Source organism: Streptomyces sp. CB02056 (genome assembly GCF_001905545.1).
Lineage (GTDB): Bacteria > Actinomycetota > Actinomycetes > Streptomycetales > Streptomycetaceae > Kitasatospora.
Genome location: NZ_LIPD01000013.1, coordinates 121828 through 138964, shown reverse-complemented (window position 1 = coordinate 138964; position 17137 = coordinate 121828). Strand labels below are relative to the sequence as shown.

At 72.6% G+C, this 17137-nt stretch carries 16 protein-coding genes and 1 tRNA gene; 4 read left to right on the top strand and 13 right to left on the bottom strand.

Annotation, left to right across the window (positions count from 1 at the left end):
* Positions 1-56: 56 nt before the first annotated feature.
* The 5 genes from AMK13_RS31170 to AMK13_RS31150 form a co-directional block, all read right to left on the bottom strand.
* Positions 57-1352, bottom strand: coding sequence for a nucleotide sugar dehydrogenase (locus AMK13_RS31170; RefSeq protein WP_074005141.1), 1296 nt, complete (start codon positions 1350-1352; stop codon positions 57-59).
* Positions 1353-1354: 2 nt separating this feature from the next.
* Positions 1355-2593: a glycosyltransferase family 2 protein gene (locus tag AMK13_RS44285; protein WP_053111993.1), complete on the bottom strand. Its 1239-nt coding sequence runs from the start codon at positions 2591-2593 to the stop codon at positions 1355-1357.
* A gap of 169 nt (positions 2594-2762) precedes the next feature.
* The gene (locus AMK13_RS31160) at positions 2763-3725 is read right to left on the bottom strand and encodes an ABC transporter ATP-binding protein (protein WP_074005054.1); all 963 of its coding nucleotides are present in this window, start codon (positions 3723-3725) and stop codon (positions 2763-2765) included.
* Positions 3726-3759: 34 nt separating this feature from the next.
* Positions 3760-4638: an ABC transporter permease gene (locus tag AMK13_RS31155; RefSeq protein ID WP_241853105.1), complete on the bottom strand. Its 879-nt coding sequence runs from the start codon at positions 4636-4638 to the stop codon at positions 3760-3762.
* Complete coding sequence (locus tag AMK13_RS31150) at positions 4631-5428, bottom strand: ABC transporter permease (RefSeq protein ID WP_074005053.1); 798 nt, start codon at positions 5426-5428, stop codon at positions 4631-4633. Before AMK13_RS31150 ends, AMK13_RS31155 begins: the two co-directional genes overlap by 8 nt.
* Before the next feature lie 273 nt (positions 5429-5701).
* Between AMK13_RS31150 and AMK13_RS31145 the strand changes: the two genes are divergently transcribed.
* Positions 5702-8047, top strand: coding sequence for a transglycosylase domain-containing protein (locus AMK13_RS31145; RefSeq protein ID WP_074005052.1), 2346 nt, complete (start codon positions 5702-5704; stop codon positions 8045-8047).
* Between the two features lie 19 nt (positions 8048-8066).
* On the opposite strand, the gene AMK13_RS31140 is transcribed toward AMK13_RS31145, so the two are convergent.
* The 3 genes from AMK13_RS31140 to AMK13_RS31130 all read right to left on the bottom strand — a co-directional run bounded on the left by AMK13_RS31140 (position 8067) and on the right by AMK13_RS31130 (position 10254).
* Complete coding sequence (locus AMK13_RS31140; protein ID WP_049655696.1) at positions 8067-9236, bottom strand: winged helix DNA-binding domain-containing protein; 1170 nt, start codon at positions 9234-9236, stop codon at positions 8067-8069.
* Positions 9237-9373: 137 nt separating this feature from the next.
* Positions 9374-9676, bottom strand: a complete 303-nt coding sequence (locus AMK13_RS31135) for a GroES family chaperonin (protein WP_049655715.1) — start codon at positions 9674-9676, stop codon at positions 9374-9376.
* 236 nt (positions 9677-9912) lie between these two features.
* Positions 9913-10254 (bottom strand): DUF3618 domain-containing protein, encoded by a 342-nt coding sequence (locus AMK13_RS31130; RefSeq protein ID WP_049655697.1) that lies wholly within the window; start codon positions 10252-10254, stop codon positions 9913-9915.
* A gap of 166 nt (positions 10255-10420) precedes the next feature.
* On the opposite strand from AMK13_RS31130, the gene bcp reads away from it, so the two are divergent.
* Positions 10421-10894, top strand: coding sequence for a thioredoxin-dependent thiol peroxidase (bcp, locus tag AMK13_RS31125; RefSeq protein ID WP_049655699.1), 474 nt, complete (start codon positions 10421-10423; stop codon positions 10892-10894).
* A 101-nt stretch (positions 10895-10995) separates the two neighbouring features.
* Here bcp and AMK13_RS31120 read toward each other — a convergent pair whose 3' ends face one another.
* A complete protein-coding gene (locus AMK13_RS31120) occupies positions 10996-13353 on the bottom strand; it encodes a chitinase C-terminal domain-containing protein (protein ID WP_380717822.1) in 2358 nt (785 codons plus the stop codon).
* A gap of 382 nt (positions 13354-13735) precedes the next feature.
* On the opposite strand from AMK13_RS31120, the gene AMK13_RS31115 reads away from it, so the two are divergent.
* Positions 13736-14572, top strand: a complete 837-nt coding sequence (locus AMK13_RS31115) for an HNH endonuclease signature motif containing protein (protein ID WP_063780269.1) — start codon at positions 13736-13738, stop codon at positions 14570-14572.
* Between the two features lie 14 nt (positions 14573-14586).
* Positions 14587-14664, top strand: a tRNA-Leu gene (locus tag AMK13_RS31110).
* Positions 14665-14727: 63 nt separating this feature from the next.
* Here the strand turns inward: AMK13_RS31110 and rdgB are convergent.
* From rdgB to AMK13_RS31090, 4 genes are all read right to left on the bottom strand, one after another.
* Positions 14728-15333, bottom strand: coding sequence for an RdgB/HAM1 family non-canonical purine NTP pyrophosphatase (gene rdgB / locus AMK13_RS31105; RefSeq protein ID WP_074005051.1), 606 nt, complete (start codon positions 15331-15333; stop codon positions 14728-14730).
* 31 nt (positions 15334-15364) lie between these two features.
* Positions 15365-15754, bottom strand: coding sequence for a hypothetical protein (locus tag AMK13_RS31100; RefSeq protein WP_049655703.1), 390 nt, complete (start codon positions 15752-15754; stop codon positions 15365-15367).
* A gap of 269 nt (positions 15755-16023) precedes the next feature.
* Positions 16024-16749 carry a ribonuclease PH gene (gene rph, locus AMK13_RS31095; RefSeq protein WP_049655704.1) on the bottom strand — a complete coding sequence of 242 codons (726 nt, stop codon included), beginning with the start codon at positions 16747-16749 and terminating at the stop codon, positions 16024-16026.
* 129 nt (positions 16750-16878) lie between these two features.
* Positions 16879-17112 carry a glucose PTS transporter subunit EIIB gene (locus AMK13_RS31090; RefSeq protein WP_030060521.1) on the bottom strand — a complete coding sequence of 78 codons (234 nt, stop codon included), beginning with the start codon at positions 17110-17112 and terminating at the stop codon, positions 16879-16881.
* Between the last annotated feature and the right edge of the window lie 25 nt (positions 17113-17137).

Below are 17137 nucleotides of genomic sequence, written 5' to 3'. Positions count from 1 at the left end.
GCGCGCATCGCGATCACGCGCCCCCGGGGACCTCACATGCCGGGCGAGGAGGGGCCTCACTCCCCGCCCAGCACCATCCGCCGCACCTCCGCGCCCGCCCAGCGCTTCGGGTCCGTGCACCGCCGCCCGTCCAGCAGCACCCGCACCCCCGGCAGGTCCACCGGCGCCAGGTCCCGGTACTCCGGGTGGTCCGCCTGCAGCACCGCCGCCACCACCGGCTCCCCGCCGTACGGCGGCAGCCCGAGCGCCGCCAGCTCCTCCGCCTCGTACAGCGGGTCGCTGACGTACGGCCGCGCGCCCGCCGACCGCACCGCCTCGACCAGCGGGAACACCCCGGAGTACGCCGTCTCCTTGACCCCGCCCCGGTACGAGGCGCCGAGCACCAGCACGCCCTGCCCGGCGATCCCGCCCGGCACCGCGCCCGCCAGCACGCCCACCGCGTACCCCGGCACCGCCAGGTTGGCCTCGCGCGCCGCCCGGACCACCGTCGCCCCCGGGTCGTTCCACAGGTACAGCCGCGGGTACACCGGGATGCAGTGCCCGCCGACCGCGATGCCCGGCCGGTGCAGGTGGCTGTACGGCTGCGAGTTGCAGGCGTCGGCGATCTCCGCGAAGTCCACCCCGACCTCGTCCGCGTAGCGGGCGAACTGGTTGGCCAGCGCGATGTTCACGTCCCGGTACGTGGTCTCGGCGAGCTTGCTGAACTCGGCCGCCTCCACCGAGGCCAGCTCCCAGACGCCGTTGGGCCGGGGCAGGTCGGGGCGCGGGTCGAAGTCCAGCACCGCCCGGTAGAACTCGGCGCCGCGCCGGGTGGAGGACGCGTCCAGACCGCCGACCAGCTTGGGGTAGCGCCGCAGATCCGCGAAGACCCGTCCGGTGCGGACCCGCTCCGGACTGAACACCAGCGCGAAGTCCGTCCCGGCCGCGAGCCCCGACCGGGCCGACAGCCGCGGCGCCCAGCGCTCCCTGGTGGTGCCGACCGGCAGGGTGGTCTCGTAGCTGACCAGGGTGCCCCGGCGCAGCCCGGCCGCGACGGCGTCGGTGGCCGCGTCCAGCAGGGCGAAGTCCGGACTGCCGTCGGCGGCGGTGACCAGCGGGACGACCACGACGACGGCCTCGGCCCGGGCGACCGCTGCCGTGGTGTCGGTGGTGGCCCGCAGCAGGCCCTCGGCGACGACCCGCTTGAGCGCCTGGTCCAGGCCCGCCTCCCGGGGGAACGGCGGCACGCCCCGGTTGACGCTGTCCACCACGCCCGGCGCGATGTCCGCGCCGGTCACCCGGTGGCCCTTCAGCGCGAACTGCACCGCCAGTGGCAGGCCCAGCTTGCCCAGCCCGACCACGCAGACGTCCAGGCTCATCCCCGTCCTCCGTTCACCGAGTCGGCCAGCCGGCGCCACGCCGGGTTCCTCCGCAGCCCGCGCCGCACCTGCTCCGGGACGAGACCGCGCCACAGCTGCCGCGCCAGGTCCAGCGGCCCGGCGGCCGCCTCGACCTCCGCCACCGCCGCCTCCTCGCGCAGCAGGAACAGCTCGTCCGGCAGACCGAGCCGGGCGTCCCGGAACGCCGGGTAGCCCGCGTACTGCCGCCGTCCGTCCACCACCACCGGCGGATCGCCGTGCGCCGCCTCGTAGCGGACCTGGTCGCGCAGCGCCTCCGGCCGTACCGCGCAGGCGAGTTCGAGCCGCACCCGCTCGGCGACCGGCAGCCGGTGGTACACCTCGCGGGCACCGAACCGCTCGACCAGCCGGGCGGTCTCGACACACACCCGCTCCTGCATGTCCGCGGTCAGCAGCAGGAAGCCCTCCCGCAGCAGCCGGGGCACGTCCCAGCCGAAGCTGCGGGCCCGGATGGCGTCCAACTCCTCGCCCGGCTCGGCCAGTTCGACGGCCACCTGCTGCAGCGCGGCGATCCCGCGCAGCCGGTCCAGCACCCCGGCCCGCTCGGTGACGTTGCCCCGGTCCTCGCGCAGCACCAGGAAGTAGCAGTCGTAGGAGGCGAGGACGGACACCCTGGCCGCCCGCAGGCAGGCCTCCAGGGTGAACGGCTGGTCCGAGAAGACCTTCAACCCCTCGTCGCGGCGCAGCCCGTGGCGCCGGACGAGGTCGAGCCGGAACAGCTTGGTGTCGGCCAGCGCCCAGGCCAGCGCGGAGTCGGCGAAGCCCACCGACTCGGCGTCGGCGTGGAAGATCCCCTGCGGCACCAGCCGCCCGTTCACCCCGACCTGCTTGGGCACCACCACGTCCGAGCCCCAGGCGTCGGCGGCCGTGACCAGCCGCTCCAGCGCCTCCTCGCCGAGCCAGTCGTCCGCGCCGAGGAACAGCACGTAGCGGCCGCGGGCCAGCTCCAGGCCACGGTTGGTCGGGCCGGCCGGGCCGCCCGAGTTGGACTGGTGCACCACCGTGAACAGCCCGGGGTGGCGGGCGGCGTACTCGTCCAGCAGCTCCCCGCCGCCGTCCGTGGAGCCGTCGTCCACCGCCACCACCTCCAGCCGCCCCGGCGCCAGGGACTGCCCGACCAGCGAGTCCAGGCAGGCGGTGAGGTACGGCATGGTGTTGTAGACCGCGACCACCACGGTCACGTCGGGTACGGCCATCGGGTGGCGGGCCTCCGGTTCCGGACATCGGCGAGTGATGCCGGGTCAACTCACGGTGGGGGCCGGGGGTCACGACGATCACCCACACCGGTGACGCGGAACCGAACGCACCCCCGGCCGTCGCACGGGTGAGCGACGACCAGGGAGGCGAACCTCGGTCCGGCACCCGTCAGCCGATCGCGACCTCCGCGTACATCCGGGCGATCACGTCCTCGATGGCCGGCTCCCGCACCGACAGGTCCACCAGCGGGTAGCGCGCGGCGACCGCCGCCACGATCGGCGCGGCGCTCTCCTGGGCCGGGAAGGCCAGCCACTGGCGCGACCCCTCGACCCTGGTGACCCGGGCCCCGGGCACCTCGACCGGGTGCCCGAGTTCCTGCGCGAGGTCCACCACCAGCGTCCGCTCGCTGCGGCCGGTGGCGTGCAGCCCCTCCAGCCCGCCGTCGTACACCAGCCGGCCGTGGTCGATCACCATCACCCGGCCGCAGAGCTGCTCGATGTCGGTCAGGTCGTGGGTGGTGAGCAGCACGGTGGTGCCCCGGTCCCGGTTGACCTCGCGCAGGAACTCCCGCACCCGGCCCTTGCTGACCACGTCCAGGCCGATGGTCGGCTCGTCCAGGTAGAGCACCCGGGGGTCGTGCAGCAGCGCCGCCGCGAGGTCGCCGCGCATCCGCTGGCCGAGCGAGAGCTGGCGCACCGGGGTGTCCAACAGCCCGCCGAGGTCGAGCAGTTCGACGCAGCGGTCGAGGTTCTCGCGGTACCGGGCGTCGGGGATCCGGTAGATCCGGCGGGCGAGCTCGAAGGAGTCGCGCAGCGGCAGGTCCCACCAGAGGGTGGTGCGCTGGCCGAAGACGACGCCGATCCGGCGGGCCAGCGCGACGCGCTCCCGGGCCGGGTCGACCCCGGCCACCCGCAGCCGTCCGGAGCTGGGGACGAGGATGCCGGTGAGCATCTTGATGGTGGTGGACTTGCCGGCCCCGTTGGGCCCGATGTAGCCGACGCACTCGCCGGCCTCGACGGTGAAGCCGAGCCCGTCCACCGCGCGGACCTCGCGCCTGGCCCGGCTGAACCGGCCGGTGCGGGTCCGCACGGTGAAGGTGCGGTGGACGTCCTGGAGTTCGATCAGTGCCATGGGGTTCCTCACGAAGCGAAGCGAAGCGGGGGGTTCAGCTGCCGGTGCCGCGGTAGGCGCGCAGCCCGGCCCGCCAGGCGAGTCCGGCGGCGAGGACGCAGACCGCGGCGGCCACCGGGGAGGCGAACTGGAAGGCGGTGGGCAGGCCGAGCGGGTCGGGCCGGTCGAGGATGCGCAGCGTGGGCAGCCAGTTGACGAAGGCCAGCGGGACGCCGAAGACCACCGCGGCGACCAGCTCCTTGGCGAAGATCGTCGGCGGGTAGTGCAGCAGGGTCGCGCCGCCGTAGGTGAAGGAGTTCTGGATCTCCTTGGACTCGCCCCACCAGAACTGGACGGTGGCGCCGCCGACGTAGACCGCGCCGAAGATGACGGTGCCGCAGAGCAGCAGGACGGGCACCAGCAGCACCCGGTCCCAGGTCCAGTGCACGTCCAGGGCGGTCAGCGACCAGACCAGCACGGCGACGGCCTGGAGCGGGCGGCCGAGCCGGCGCAGCGTGAAGCGCTCCGCGCACAGCTGGGAGAGCGCGGGCGCGGGCCGGATCAGCATGGTGTCCAGCGAGCCGCTCCTGATCCGCGCGCCCAGGCCCTCGGCCGAGCCGACCAGCAGGTTGGCCGTGCCGAGCGAGAAGGCCGCGGTGGCGTAGAGGAAGGCCGTCTCCGGCAGGCTCCAGCCGCCGAGCCGGTCGGTGTGCCGGAACATGATCACCAGCACCACGAAGTCGAGGGAGTGGGTGACCAGGCTGGCCACCAGGTTCAGGGCGAAGGAGGCCCGGTAGGCCATCATCGAGCGCATCCACATCCGGGCGCAGAGCCACCAGGAGCGCAGCGCCCAGGCGGTGCGGGGCCCGAAGGACTCCTGGTGCCCGAGGGAGTCGCGGGGCTCGAGGGGCTCCCGTACGAGCTGCTCAGCCACCCTGCACCACCACCCTGCGGGTGGCCAGCCACTGGGCGCCCCGCCCGGCGGCGAGCAGCACCGCCGCCCAGCCGAGCTGGAAGCCGAGCGCCCCGAGCAGCGCGGCGCCGCCGGTCCGCTCCAGGAAGACGTCGGTGGGGACGTTCACCAGCGCCGACCAGGGCAGCACCCGGCCGAGGTCGCCGAGCCAGCCGGGGAACAGCGCGACCGGCAGCAGCATCCCGGAGAAGAACATCGAGACCACCAGCATCACCGAGCGCACCCCCTCCGAGTCGTGCAGCCAGAAGCCGGTGATCGAGACCAGGAACCGCAGCCCGAAGCTGACGATCACCGCGAGCAGCGCCGAGAGCAGGAAGAACGCCCAGGTCAGCGGGTGTTCGGGCAGCCGGATGCGGAACACCAGCGCGCCGATCAGCATCGGCACGGTGCCGCGCACCAGCGCCTGGAAGCCGGCCCGGCCGAGGTCGGAGGCCAGCCACCAGCCCTGGAAGTCGACCGGGCGGTAGAGGTCGACGGCGATGTCGCCGCTGCGGAAGCGGTCCTGGAGGTCGTCCTGGAAGCCGCCGCCCCACACCGCGACGGTGACCAGCAGGCTCTGGCTGACCCAGATGTACGTGACGGCCTGGCTCTGGTCGTAGCCGCCGAGGCCGGGGCGGGCCTGCCAGAGGGCGAGGAAGGAGGAGGCCAGGATGATGCCGAAGACGGTGTTGGTGAAGGTGCCGGCCACGGTGGCGGCCCGGTAGGTGGAGTAGCGGCGGAAGGCGCCGCGGGCAACGGCGGCGTAGAGCATATTGTCTCCTTGTCGACAAATATGGGCAGAGGGAGGCGCCCCTCGACATCCGCGCACGCCCCAACGGCTCCGACCGGCCGTACCCGGGGGGTGCCGGGCCTGGCGGGCGGAGCTGCGGAAGTCGGTGCGCCGGAAAGCCGGTGCACTGGAAGGCCAGTACACCGAAAAGTCGGCGCGCTATGCGGTTTTCACCTTTCACCGTACCTCCGGCCCGCACCACCCGCACCCGGTTTTTCCGACCTGAGCCGACGTCAAATAGCAGATAATCTCGGCATGACCTTGAGCACCCGCCGCCAGGCCAAACGGGCCGCCCGCCGCGAGGCCCGCCGCGCCCTCCCGCTCTGGCGCCGGCTCCTGCCCACCTGGCGGATCACCCTCGGCACCCTCACCGCGCTGCTCCTGCTCGCCGCCGGCGGCTTCGCCGTGCTCTACGTCATCGTCCCGGTGCCCGACCCCAACGCCCACGCCGTCGCCCAGAACAACATCTACCTCTACGCCGACGGCACCACCGAGATCGCCCGCACCGGCGCCGTCAACCGCACCGACGTCACCATCGACCAGATCCCGCTCCCGACCCAGCAGGCCGTCGTCTCCGCCGAGGACCGCACCTTCTACCAGAACCGCGGCATCGACCTGAAGGGCATGCTCCGGGCCGGCTGGAACACCCTGCTCGGCAAGGGCATGCAGGGCGGCTCCACCATCACCCAGCAGTACGTCAAGAACTACTACCTCACCCAGGACCGCACCATCGAGCGCAAGGGCCGCGAACTGCTCATCGCCCTCAAGGTCGACCAGCAGCGCGACAAGCGCGAGATCCTCGCCGGCTACCTCAACAGCAGCTACTTCGGCCGCGGCGCCTACGGCATCCAGAGCGCCGCCCACGCCTACTACGGCGTCGACGTCTCCCAACTCACCCTCGGCCAGGGCGCCTACCTCGCCTCCCTGCTCCAGGCCCCCAGCCTCTACGACGTCAAGACCGCCACCCCCGCCAACCGCGAGAAGGCCGTCGCCCGCTGGAACTACGCCCTCGACGGCATGGTCCAACTCGGCTTCCTCACCCCCGCCGACCGCGCCGCCACCACCTTCCCCGACCCGATCGACCCCCAGCCCGCCACCGGCCTCGCCGGCCAGGCCGGCTACCTGGTCGGCGTCGCCGACGACTACCTCGTCTCCTCCGGCACCATCGACGCCGCCACCCTCAAGGCCGGCGGCTGGCGCATCACCACCACCTTCGACAAGCCCCGGCAGGACGCCTTCGCCAAGGCCGTCCAGGAGCAGCTCACCGGCGAACTCGACCCCCAGGCCCGCCCCACCACCGACACCGACGTCCGGGTCGCCGGCGCCTCCGTCGAACCCGCCACCGGCCGGGTCGTCGCCGTCTACGGCGGCCCCGACTACGCCAAGCAGCCCTACAACGACGCGCTGCGCCAGGACAACCAGATCGGCTCCACCTTCAAGCCCATCGACCTCGCCGCCGGCCTGGTCGCCCAGCACGACCTCGACGGCCGCCCGATCACCACCGAGTCCCGCTACGACGGCACCAGCGAACGCCCCGTCACCGGCGGCCCCACCCCCTACGCCCCGCCCAACGAGGACGGCGTCGACTACGGCAACATCACCCTGCGCTACGCCATGGTGAAGTCCGTCAACTCCGTGTACGCCCAGGAGGGTGTGGACGCCGGACTCGCCCGCGTCCGGGAGACCGCCGTCAGACTCGGCATCCCCGACAGCGTCCGCGGCATGGACCCGGCCAACACCTCGATGACCCTCGGCACCGCCACCCCCAGCGCCCTCGACCTGGCCGGCGCCTACGCCACCCTCGCCGACCACGGCCAGGCGCACACCCCCTGGTCCGTCCTCAAACTCGAACGCGTCAACCCCGGCGGCGCCGTCGACGTCCCCAAGATGCCCGAGCACAACCCCACCGACGCCCTCGACCGGGAGATCGCCGACTCCGTCACCGACGTGCTGCGCGACGTCATCAGCCCGCGCGGCACCGGCGCCGCCGCCCTCGACCTCGGCCGCCCCGCCGCCGGCAAGACCGGCACCACCGACTCCAACCTCTCCGCCTGGTTCGCCGGCTACACCCCCGAACTCGCCACCACCGTCGGCCTGTTCCGGGAGAACCCGAAGACCCACGCCAAGGAACCGCTGGCCGGCACCGCCGGACTCAGCCGGATCAACGGCGGCGCCTTCCCCACCCGGATCTGGACCGCCTACACCGCCGCCGCCCTCGACGGCACCCCCACCCAGGACTTCGACCTCCGGACCGGACACGGCGCCACCACCGCCACCCCCTGGCCCGGCGTGTCCGCTAGCAGCAGCCCCAGCGCCACCACCCCGACCACCGCCCCGGCCGCCGGCGGCGAACCCGCCACCACCGACCCGGCCCCCGGCACGCCCGCCGGCCACACGCCCAGCGCCCCCGCCGCCACCGGCCAGCCCCCCACCGGCCCCAACACCCCCAGCCCGCAGGCCACCAGGCCGACGACCACCGACCCGGAGCAGCCCAGCCCCACCCCGAAGCCCACCCTGGTCCAGCCGACCCGCCCCACGGCCCTGCCCAGTGCCACCGGCGGCCCCGCGAGCCACCCGGTGCCGCCGCCCCCGACGCCCTGAGCCCCCGATCGGCTCCCGGTCAGCCCCTGAGCTCCTTCTCCAGCGGGGTGCGGAACCGCGGCGTCACCCGCACCTCGCCCAGCCAGCCCGCCAACCGCTCCGCCTCCGCCGCGACCGCCCGCTCCGCCTCCGCCCCGGCCCCCCGGAACAGCCGCCACACCACCTCGCCGTCCGCGCGCTGCGTCCAACCGCCCACCACCTCGCCGCACCACCACACCGTCGGCCCGGCGTTGCCCGCCCGGTCGAACAGCGCCGGCACGTCCTCCGGCCGCAGGTACCAGTCCCGCCCGCGCCAGCCCATCACCGCCGGGTCCAGCGCGGGCAGCAGCGCCGCCCACGGCTCCGGCTCCGCCACCGGCCCCTCGTCCCCCGGCAGCACCAGGGCGGGCGCCCCGCCGGCCAACGCCACGTCCAGCGCCCCGAGATCGGCCAGCGCCCGGCGGACGTCCCCCAGCGTCCAGCCCGTCCACCACTTCACGTCCTCGACCGTCGCCGGCCCGTACGCCGCCAGCCAGCGCCGCACCACCTCGGCCTTCGCCTCCCGCACCGGCACCTCCGGCCACTGCGGCACCAGCGCCCACGGGTAGCTGCTGCTCAGCCACGACCCGCGCGGACGGCAGCGGCGCACGTGCCCGTCCGAGGCCAGCAGCCGCAGCAGCCGGCTGCCCACGCTCTGCCGCGCCTCGTACGCCTTGCCCGCCGACATCAGCATCGTCTCGCGCAACTGCGGTACGTCCTCGGAGAGTTCCTTGGTCGTCGCCTCGCCGCGCCCGGCCAGCGCGGCCAGCACCTCGCGCTCCGCCTCCGCCAGCCGGGCCTCGTCCCAGCCCTCGGCGTGGTCCCGCAGGTGCTTCAGCAGCGTCGCCCGCTCCTTCGCCGCGATCGCCCGCGCCGCCGCCGAACTCACGTACGGGGCCAGGCCCTCCGTCACCGCGAAGATCGTCCGCCGCATCGACAGCAGCTTCACCAGCGAGACGTCCTCGTACAGCGCCCGGTCCACCTCCGCCGCCGAGGGCTCCGCCAGCCTCGCGCAGGCCGACAGGTACACCGTGGCCGCGTCCGTCGCGTGCAGCCCGACCACCGCGTCGGCCACGTCCTCCACCCGCGCCGCCCGCACCGACGGCGCCAGCAGCTGACGCCGCCCCAGCCTGGCCCGACGCTCCCCGTCCCCGATCACCGGCACACTCATGCCGGGACCCTAGCGCGCGGCACCGACAACGCCCCCGACCCCCGCGGCGGACCGCCATGTCGCGGACCCCCGCCGCGAAAGCACGGTGCCCCCGACCCGGGTCGGGGGCACCTCAGGGCACGGAGCGGATCAGACCGTCACAGGTACAGCCCGGTCGAGCCCTCCGTGTCGCCGAAGCGGGTGGCGGCGACGGCGTGCAGGTCGCGCTCGCGCAGCAGCACGTAGGTGGCGCCGCGGACCTCGACCTCCAGCTTGTCCTCCGGGTCGTACAGCACCCGGTCGCCGGGCTCCACCGAGCGCACGCTCTGGCCCACCGCGACGGCCTCCGCCCAGGTACAGCGCTTGGACAGCTCCGCCGTGGCCGGGATCAGGATGCCGCCGGTCGAACGGCGCTCGCCCTCGCCGCCCTCGATCCGCACCAGCACGCGGTCGTGCAGCATCCGGATCGGCAGCTTCTCGCCGAGCCGGTCGTGGCCGGGCGGGCTCCTGCGCGTCGTCGGAGCGCGTCGGTTCGTGGTTCGTACTCACGGTCCCGAAGGTACCTCCCCCGGGCGCGGGGCGTGACGCTGGCCCGGTATCCGGAAGGCCCGGCAGGCGGAGCGCCGGGCACCCGGAAGCCCGGGCACGCGAAAGGCCGGGCACCCGTCGCGCCCGGCCCCGCCGTCCCGCTGTGCGCTCAGCCCTTGCGGCGCTTGCGCGCCGAGGCGACCAGCAGCACCAGGCCCACGCCGACCAGCGCGGCCGGGACGATCCGCTCGCGGCGCGGCTGCCCCTTCTCGTCCACGAACTGCGCCCGGACCTTCTCCACCACGCCGCTGGCGGCCACGTACGCCCGGGCGGTCTTCTCCTCGACGGCGGCCACCGCCTTGGCCTTGACCTGGGCGGTCACCGTGCTCGGGTGGACGCGGACGGCCAGCTCGTCCAGGGTCGACGCCAGCCGGTCACGCGTCCGCTCGATGTCCGCCTCGATCTGGGCGGTCGTCCGCGCCGACTTGTCCTGCGTGCTCGCCTCGCCCACTCGGGCCACCCCATTCACTCGCCGATGTTGTTCCATCCGATCCCTGCGATCGGTGCGACTGACCCAGTGTGTCAGCTGCCGCACACGGTCGCGCGGCCCCACCCACCATCGGAGGTAAGTTTGCCGTGGTACGACCGCCCGTCCCAGCATCCAGGAGAGTACGACCGTGAGTGAGCGTCTCCAGCCCGGCGACACCGCGCCCGCCTTCAGCCTGTCCGACGCCGACGGCAACCAGGTGTCCCTCGCCGACCACGCGGGCCGCAAGGTCATCGTCTACTTCTACCCCGCCGCCCTGACGCCCGGCTGCACCAAGCAGGCCTGCGACTTCACCGACAACCTGGAGGTCCTCGCGGACGCCGGCTACGACGTCATCGGCATCTCCCCGGACAAGCCGGAGAAGCTCGGCAAGTTCCGCGAGGCCGAGAACCTCAAGGTCACCCTGCTGTCCGACCCGGACAAGGAGGTGCTGGAGGCGTACGCCGCCTTCGGCGAGAAGCAGAACTACGGCCGCACGTACCTGGGCGTCATCCGCTCCACGATCGTCGTGGACGAGCACGGCAAGGTCGAGCACGCGTTCTACAACGTGCGGGCCACCGGCCACGTCGCCAAGCTGCTGCGCGACCTCAAGGTCGGCGCGTAAGCGTCGGCGCGTAAGCACGGCCGGTACGACGAAGCGGTGGCGGCACACCCCCCGACCGGGTGCACCGCCACCGCCGTCCTCACCTCAGCGGACCGCCCTGATCAGCAGGTCCCGAGGTCGCTCCAGACACCCCACGAGCCGCTGGCCGCGGGGTCGTCGCCCTTGGTCCACCACTTGTTCTGGTAGTAGTGGCCCTTCCACGAGACCTTGGTGGGCGTCGCGTAGGTGGTGCCGGCGTCCCAGCTCGGGGCGGCCGCGCAGGTGCCCGAGGTCGGGGTCGCGGTCGGCGTCGGCGTCCCGGTCGGGGTGGCCGTCGGCGTGCCGGTCTGCGTGCCCGTGGGGGTCGGCGTCGGGGTGGCCGTCTGCGACGGCGTCGGGGTCGGGGTCGGCGTGCCGCCGTCCACCGCGCCGCGGGTCAGGTCGCCCTTGATCCCGTACAGCGTGCCGCCCACGTTGACCGTCCAGTTCGACGGCGTGGACACCGGCAGGTAGTAGACGAAGTCCATGTCGATCGAGGCGCCCGGCGCCAGCGACTGCCAGCCCGGCAGCTTGACCGACACCCGGTTGTAGGTGCCCTTCAGGCCGCCCACGTTGCCCGGGCCCGGGTTGTCCTGCTTGATGACCTGGAGGCCGAAGCCGGACTGGTCCTTGGCGTTGCCCGGGGCCGAGTTGCCGTAGTCGAACTGGAACTCGGTGCCGCCCGGCAGGGTCAGCGTCGAGTTGTTGACGATGTGCAGCTTCGGGTTGATCGGGTAGTTCGAGTCGCCCAGCGCGAAGTTGGTGAACGACACGTCGATCGGCAGGGTCTGCTGCGGCAGCGCGGTCGTCGCGCGGACCGCGCCGTACGGGGCCGCCGACTTGAACTTGTCGTACATCAGCGAGGTCAGCGTCGAACCGGGCACGTACTCGCCCTTGCCGCCGTTGGCGGCCGCGTCCCACTTGTAGTCGCCCGCGAGCTCCCAGATCATCGCGCCGCCGGCGCCCTGGTTGACGATGTAGTCCGCCTTGGCGCCCACCGACTGCTCGTCCTCGGTGGAGAGGAACACCTTCTTGGCGTCGTTCCACAGCCACGGCGCCACCAGCGCCGAGCTGTAGTTGCGGGTGTAGGTGCCCTGCAGCGCGGTGTCGGAGACGCCGTACTTGGCCAGGTAGTCGGGCAGGATGCCCTTCTCCAGGTTCTTGGCGTGCCACATCGGGTTCGACCCGGCCGGGGACTCCTTGCCCGCGTCGTCCTTGTCGTTCCAGATGTTGTCGATGCCGACCGCGCCGTCACCGCAGGCCGTCAGGCCGGAGCCGGCCGGGCAGGTGGTCGCCGAGGCGGTGCCCCAGAGGCCGTTGGTGCCGCCCTGCACGTTCTTGAAGCCGCGGGTGTAGTACGGCAGGCCGACGTTGATCCGGCCGCCGGGCATCGAGCCGCGGAAGTAGTGGTACGACCAGTCGGCGTTCAGGTAGCCGATGCCCCCGTACTGCCCGGTGCCGTAGACGTTGGCGGCGGCCAGCTCGCCGTCCTTGCCGTCGTCGTACAGCGAGGCGTTCGGGCCGACGTACTTGTTCCAGGCGCCGTGCAGGTCGTACGACATGATGTTGACGTAGTCCAGGTACTTCGCCACCTGGAAGGTCTCCATGCCGCGCAGCAGGTAGCCGGAGGACGGGGCGGCGACCGACAGCAGGTAGTGCCTGCCGTCGGCGGCGCCGGCCTTGTCCAGGCTCTCGCGCAGGGTCTTCATCAGCGCCGCGTAGCCCTTGGCCAGCGAACCGCGCTTGCCGTTGGCGAGCTGCCAGTCCAGCGGGTTGCCGGCGTCCTTCATCGAGGTCGGGTACTCGTAGTCGACGTCGACGCCGTTGAAGCCGTACTTGCGGATGAAGTCGACCGAGGAGGCGGCGAAGGTGTCGATGCCGGCCTGGTTGACGCTGCCGTCCGGGTTGACGGTCATCGAGTAGAAGCCGCCGGAGTTGACGCGCTTGCCGTCGTCCCCGAAGTAGCCGCCGGTCTCGGTCCAACCGCCCACCGAGATCAGGGTCTTGACGTTCGGGTACTGCTTCTTGAACTTCGTCAGCAGGTTGAAGTGGCCCTTGTACGGCAGGCTCGGGTCCAGCTCGGCACCGGGGACGCCGGGGAAGGAGATCCCGGTGGCCTCGTTGGTCGGGCCGTCGGTGCCGACCGAGAGCTTGTTGTCGCCGCCGACGTGGCCGAAGGCGTAGTTGAGGTGGGTGACCTTGTCCCAGGGGATGTCGGTCGCCAGGTACGGGGCGTCGCCGTTCTTGCCGGTGCGCCAGCCGGTGAAGTAGCCGATGATGCGGCGCTGGTGGTCCGCGCCCATCTTCTCGCGCCCGCTGGTGTCGTAGACGGAGCAGTACGGGACGTCCACGCCGGGCGTCTGGTACAGGCCGTCGGGCCGACAGGCCGCGTTGTCGACGGCCGCCGACGCCTGCGAGGGCGCCGCACCCAGCGTCGCCATCAGCAGTCCGGCCAACGAGGCCGCCGCGAGCGAGGCCACACCGGCGCGGGCCGCCGGGCTCTTCCGGCGGTGCGCGGCGGTGGGACGCCGCTCCGCCGTGTTTCGGATCAACACTCGGTCCTCCAGGAGAGAGTGTCGGCGCGTGCCTGTGGGGGAGCACGCACGTGGGGGGTTGCAATTGGCGGAGAAGCTATGTGGTCTGAACCACATAGGTCAATAGGTCTGTACCAATTGGTAATCAACAGCCAAACATCACAGGTCGGAAGCGCGCGACATCCAGTCAGCCCCCTGGCCGAAACCCACCGCCACCCGTAACCCGACCCCGCCCCGCTCGTTGGCCCGTCCGAGGGAGGACCCGCACGAGCCCGCACTGGGGGCCATCATGCCGGTCAAGTACACCCGCGAGCTGCTGGCTTCGCTCGCCGCCGAGTCGAGCAGCGTGAACGAGATGATGCGCAAGCTCGGCATCCCGATGGCGCGTGGCACACACAGCTACCTCACCAAGCGGCTCCACCATTACGGCATCGACACCGCACACTTCGACCAGGGCTGCCGCTCCTACCGTCAGCGCCAGTACTCGAAGGAGGCGCTGGCCGAAGCCGCAGCCCTCGCGACCACGCTCGACGAGATGCTGCTCGCGCTCGATCGCGAGCCGAACGAGTACAACCGCAAGTACCTGCGGCAACGGATCAAGGCGTACGGCGTCGACGCCTCGCACTTCCCGACGCCCGGGACGATCTACACGAAGGAACTGCTCCAGGAGGCCGTCGCCGCATCCCACAGCGTGGCCGGCGTCGTACGCTACCTCGATCGACGACAGGCCGGCGGCACCCAGGCCCACATCGGGCGGCGCATCAAGGACCTCGGCATCGACACGTCGCACTTCACCGGACAGGCCCACAATCGCGGCGGGCACGCTCCGACGCGGATCCCAGCCGATCAACTGCTGGTCCGACGCGCCCAGAGCGCGAAGCGAATCCCCGGCGCTCGAATCCGTAGTGCGCTGGCCGAACTCGGCCGACCCGAGCTGTGCGAGGACTGCGGCACCGGGCCGGAGTGGCGAGGACGCCCCATGACGCTGGAGGTCGACCACGTCAACGGCGACTGGTCGGACAACCGCCCGGGCAACCTCCGGCTGCTCTGCCCGAACTGCCATGCCATCACCGATACCTACTGTCGCCGGAAGAATCGTGCCACCACCACGCGCGACAGCCGGTAGGCTTGACCTGGCACGCGCCTGTACTCCAGCTGGCAAGAGAGATGCGGCTTAGAACCGCAGTGTCGTGGGTTCGAGTCCCACCGGGCGCACCAGGCCAGATGGCCCGCTCCCCTTCAAATCGAAGGGGAGCGGGCCATCTTCGTTACTGCGGGGCGTCAGGCGATGAGGTCCTTCACGACCGGGGCGAGGGCGCGGAAGGCCTTGCCGCGGTGGCTGATGGCGTTCTTCTCGTCGGCGGTGAGCTCCGCGCAGGTGCGGGTCTCGCCGAGGGGCTGGAGGATCGGGTCGTAGCCGAAGCCGCCGTCGCCGGCCGGGGCGGTGCGCAGGGTGCCGAGGAGGCGGCCCTCGACGACGCGCTCGGTGCCGTCGGGGAGGGCGAGGGCGGCGGCGCAGAAGAAGTGGGCGCCGCGGTGCGGCTCGGCGATGTCGGAGAGCTGGGCGAGCAGCAGGTCGAGGTTGGCGCGGTCGTCGCCGTGCTTGCCGGACCAGCGCGCGGAGAAGATGCCGGGCGCGCCGTTCAGCACGTCCACGCAGAGGCCGGAGTCGTCGGCGACGGCGGGCAGGCCGGTGGCGCGGGCCAGGGCGTGGGCCTTGAGCAGGGCGTTCTCGGCGAAGGTGACGCCGGTCTCGGGGACGTCCGGGATCTCCGGGTAGGCGTCGGCGCCGACGAGTTCGACGTCCAGGCCGGCGTCCGCCAGGATGGCGCGGAGCTCGGTGACCTTGTGCTGGTTGCGGGTGGCGAGGATCAGGCGGGTGGACATATCGCCCACCCTACCGAGTGGCCGGAGGCGGTCAGCCGGTGCAGAGCGAGGTGAGGTTGCCGGCCGCGTTGCCGAGCGGCTTGAGGTCCGGGACCTCGTTCCTGTCCGCCGCCCGCTGCACGTTCTCGACCTGCTTCTGCAGATCGGTCACGGCCTTGGCGACGTCGGTGTTCTTGGAGTTCTTCCCGACCTGGTCGAGGTCGTTCTTGAGCTTCTGCAGGGCCTTCCCGGCGGCCGCCGAGTCGTTGCTCGCGTTGTCGTACGCCTGGGTGACGTCGGCGAGGTCGCCGGTGATCCTCACGGCGGTGTTGCCGCAGTCGAGCGCCTTCTGGGCGGCGGAGCAGCTCACCATGCTGAGCGGGAGGATCGCGATGAGTCCGGCCACGGCGAGGGCGGCGGGGCGGGCGATGCTCGACGGCATCCGATCCTCCTGGGGGGCGCGGGTTCCGTGGGGTGGGACGCGCGCAGAGGGGTGCGCGGTTCCCGCAGCGGGGGTGCTGCGGGAACCGTACGGTCTCCGGACCCGGCCTGTACAGCAGGCCGACCGTCAGGTCGACCCTTCGGCGGGCCGTTCGCCCCGCGGCCCCACCCGCGGCCCGTACGCGCGTCCGTACCGGTCCGAACGGCCGTCCCCACCCACGGGTTGACCGTCCGTCCGTTCCGCTCCACGGCCGCGGGGCCCTCGCCGGTTCAGCCTTCCAGGGCCTTGCGCTGGATCTCGTCGAGCTCCGCGCAGCCGAGGCTGCCGAGGTCGAGCAGCCGGTCGAGCAGCTCGCGGTCGAACGGGGCGCCCTCGGCGGTGCCCTGGACCTCGACGAAGCGGCCGTCGGAGGTGCAGACGATGTTCATGTCGGTCTCGGCGCGCACGTCCTCCTCGTACTGGAGGTCGAGCATCGGGACGCCGTCGATGATGCCGACGCTGACGGCACTGACGCCGCCGGTGATCGGCTGGCCCTTGGCGCGCAGCAGCTTCTTGTCGCGGGCCCAGGCGACGGCGTCGACCAGGGCGACGTAGGCGCCGGTGATGGCGGCGGTGCGGGTGCCGCCGTCGGCCTGGAGGACGTCGCAGTCGAGGACGATGGTGTTCTCGGCGAGCGCGCGGTGGTCGACCACGGCGCGCAGCGAGCGGCCGATGAGCCGGCTGATCTCGTGGGTGCGGCCGCCGATGCGGCCCTTGACGGCCTCGCGGTCGCCGCGGGTGTTGGTGGCGCGCGGGAGCATGGAGTACTCGGCGGTGACCCAGCCCTCGCCGCTGCCCTTGCGCCAGCGGGGCACGCCCTCGGTGACGCTGGCGGTGCACAGCACCTTGGTGTCGCCGTAGGAGATGAGGACGGAGCCTTCGGCGTGCTTGCTCCAGCCCCGTTCGATGGTGATCGGGCGGAGCTGGTCGGGGGTGCGGCCGTCGATGCGTGACATAGGCACTGAGCGTAGTCGCTCCGGGGGGCCGCTTCCGGAGGCGAGCCGGAGAGGGTGGGGACGCGCCACGGCCCGCCGTCCCCCTGAGCGGGTCGGCGGGCCGGGCGGGCTGAACCTGGGTGGTTCAGCTCACATCATGTCCTCGATGTCGGCGGCGATCGGGTCGGCGTCGGTGCCGATGACGACCTGGATCGCGGTGCCCATCTTCACGACGCCGTGGGCGCCGGCGGCCTTGAGGGCGGCCTCGTCGACCAGGGAGGCGTCCTTGACCTCGGTGCGCAGGCGGGTGATGCAGCCCTCGACCTCTTCGATGTTGTCGATGCCGCCCAGACCGGCGACGATCTTCTCAGCCTTGCTGGCCATCTGGTTTCTCCCTCTGTCTCGGCCC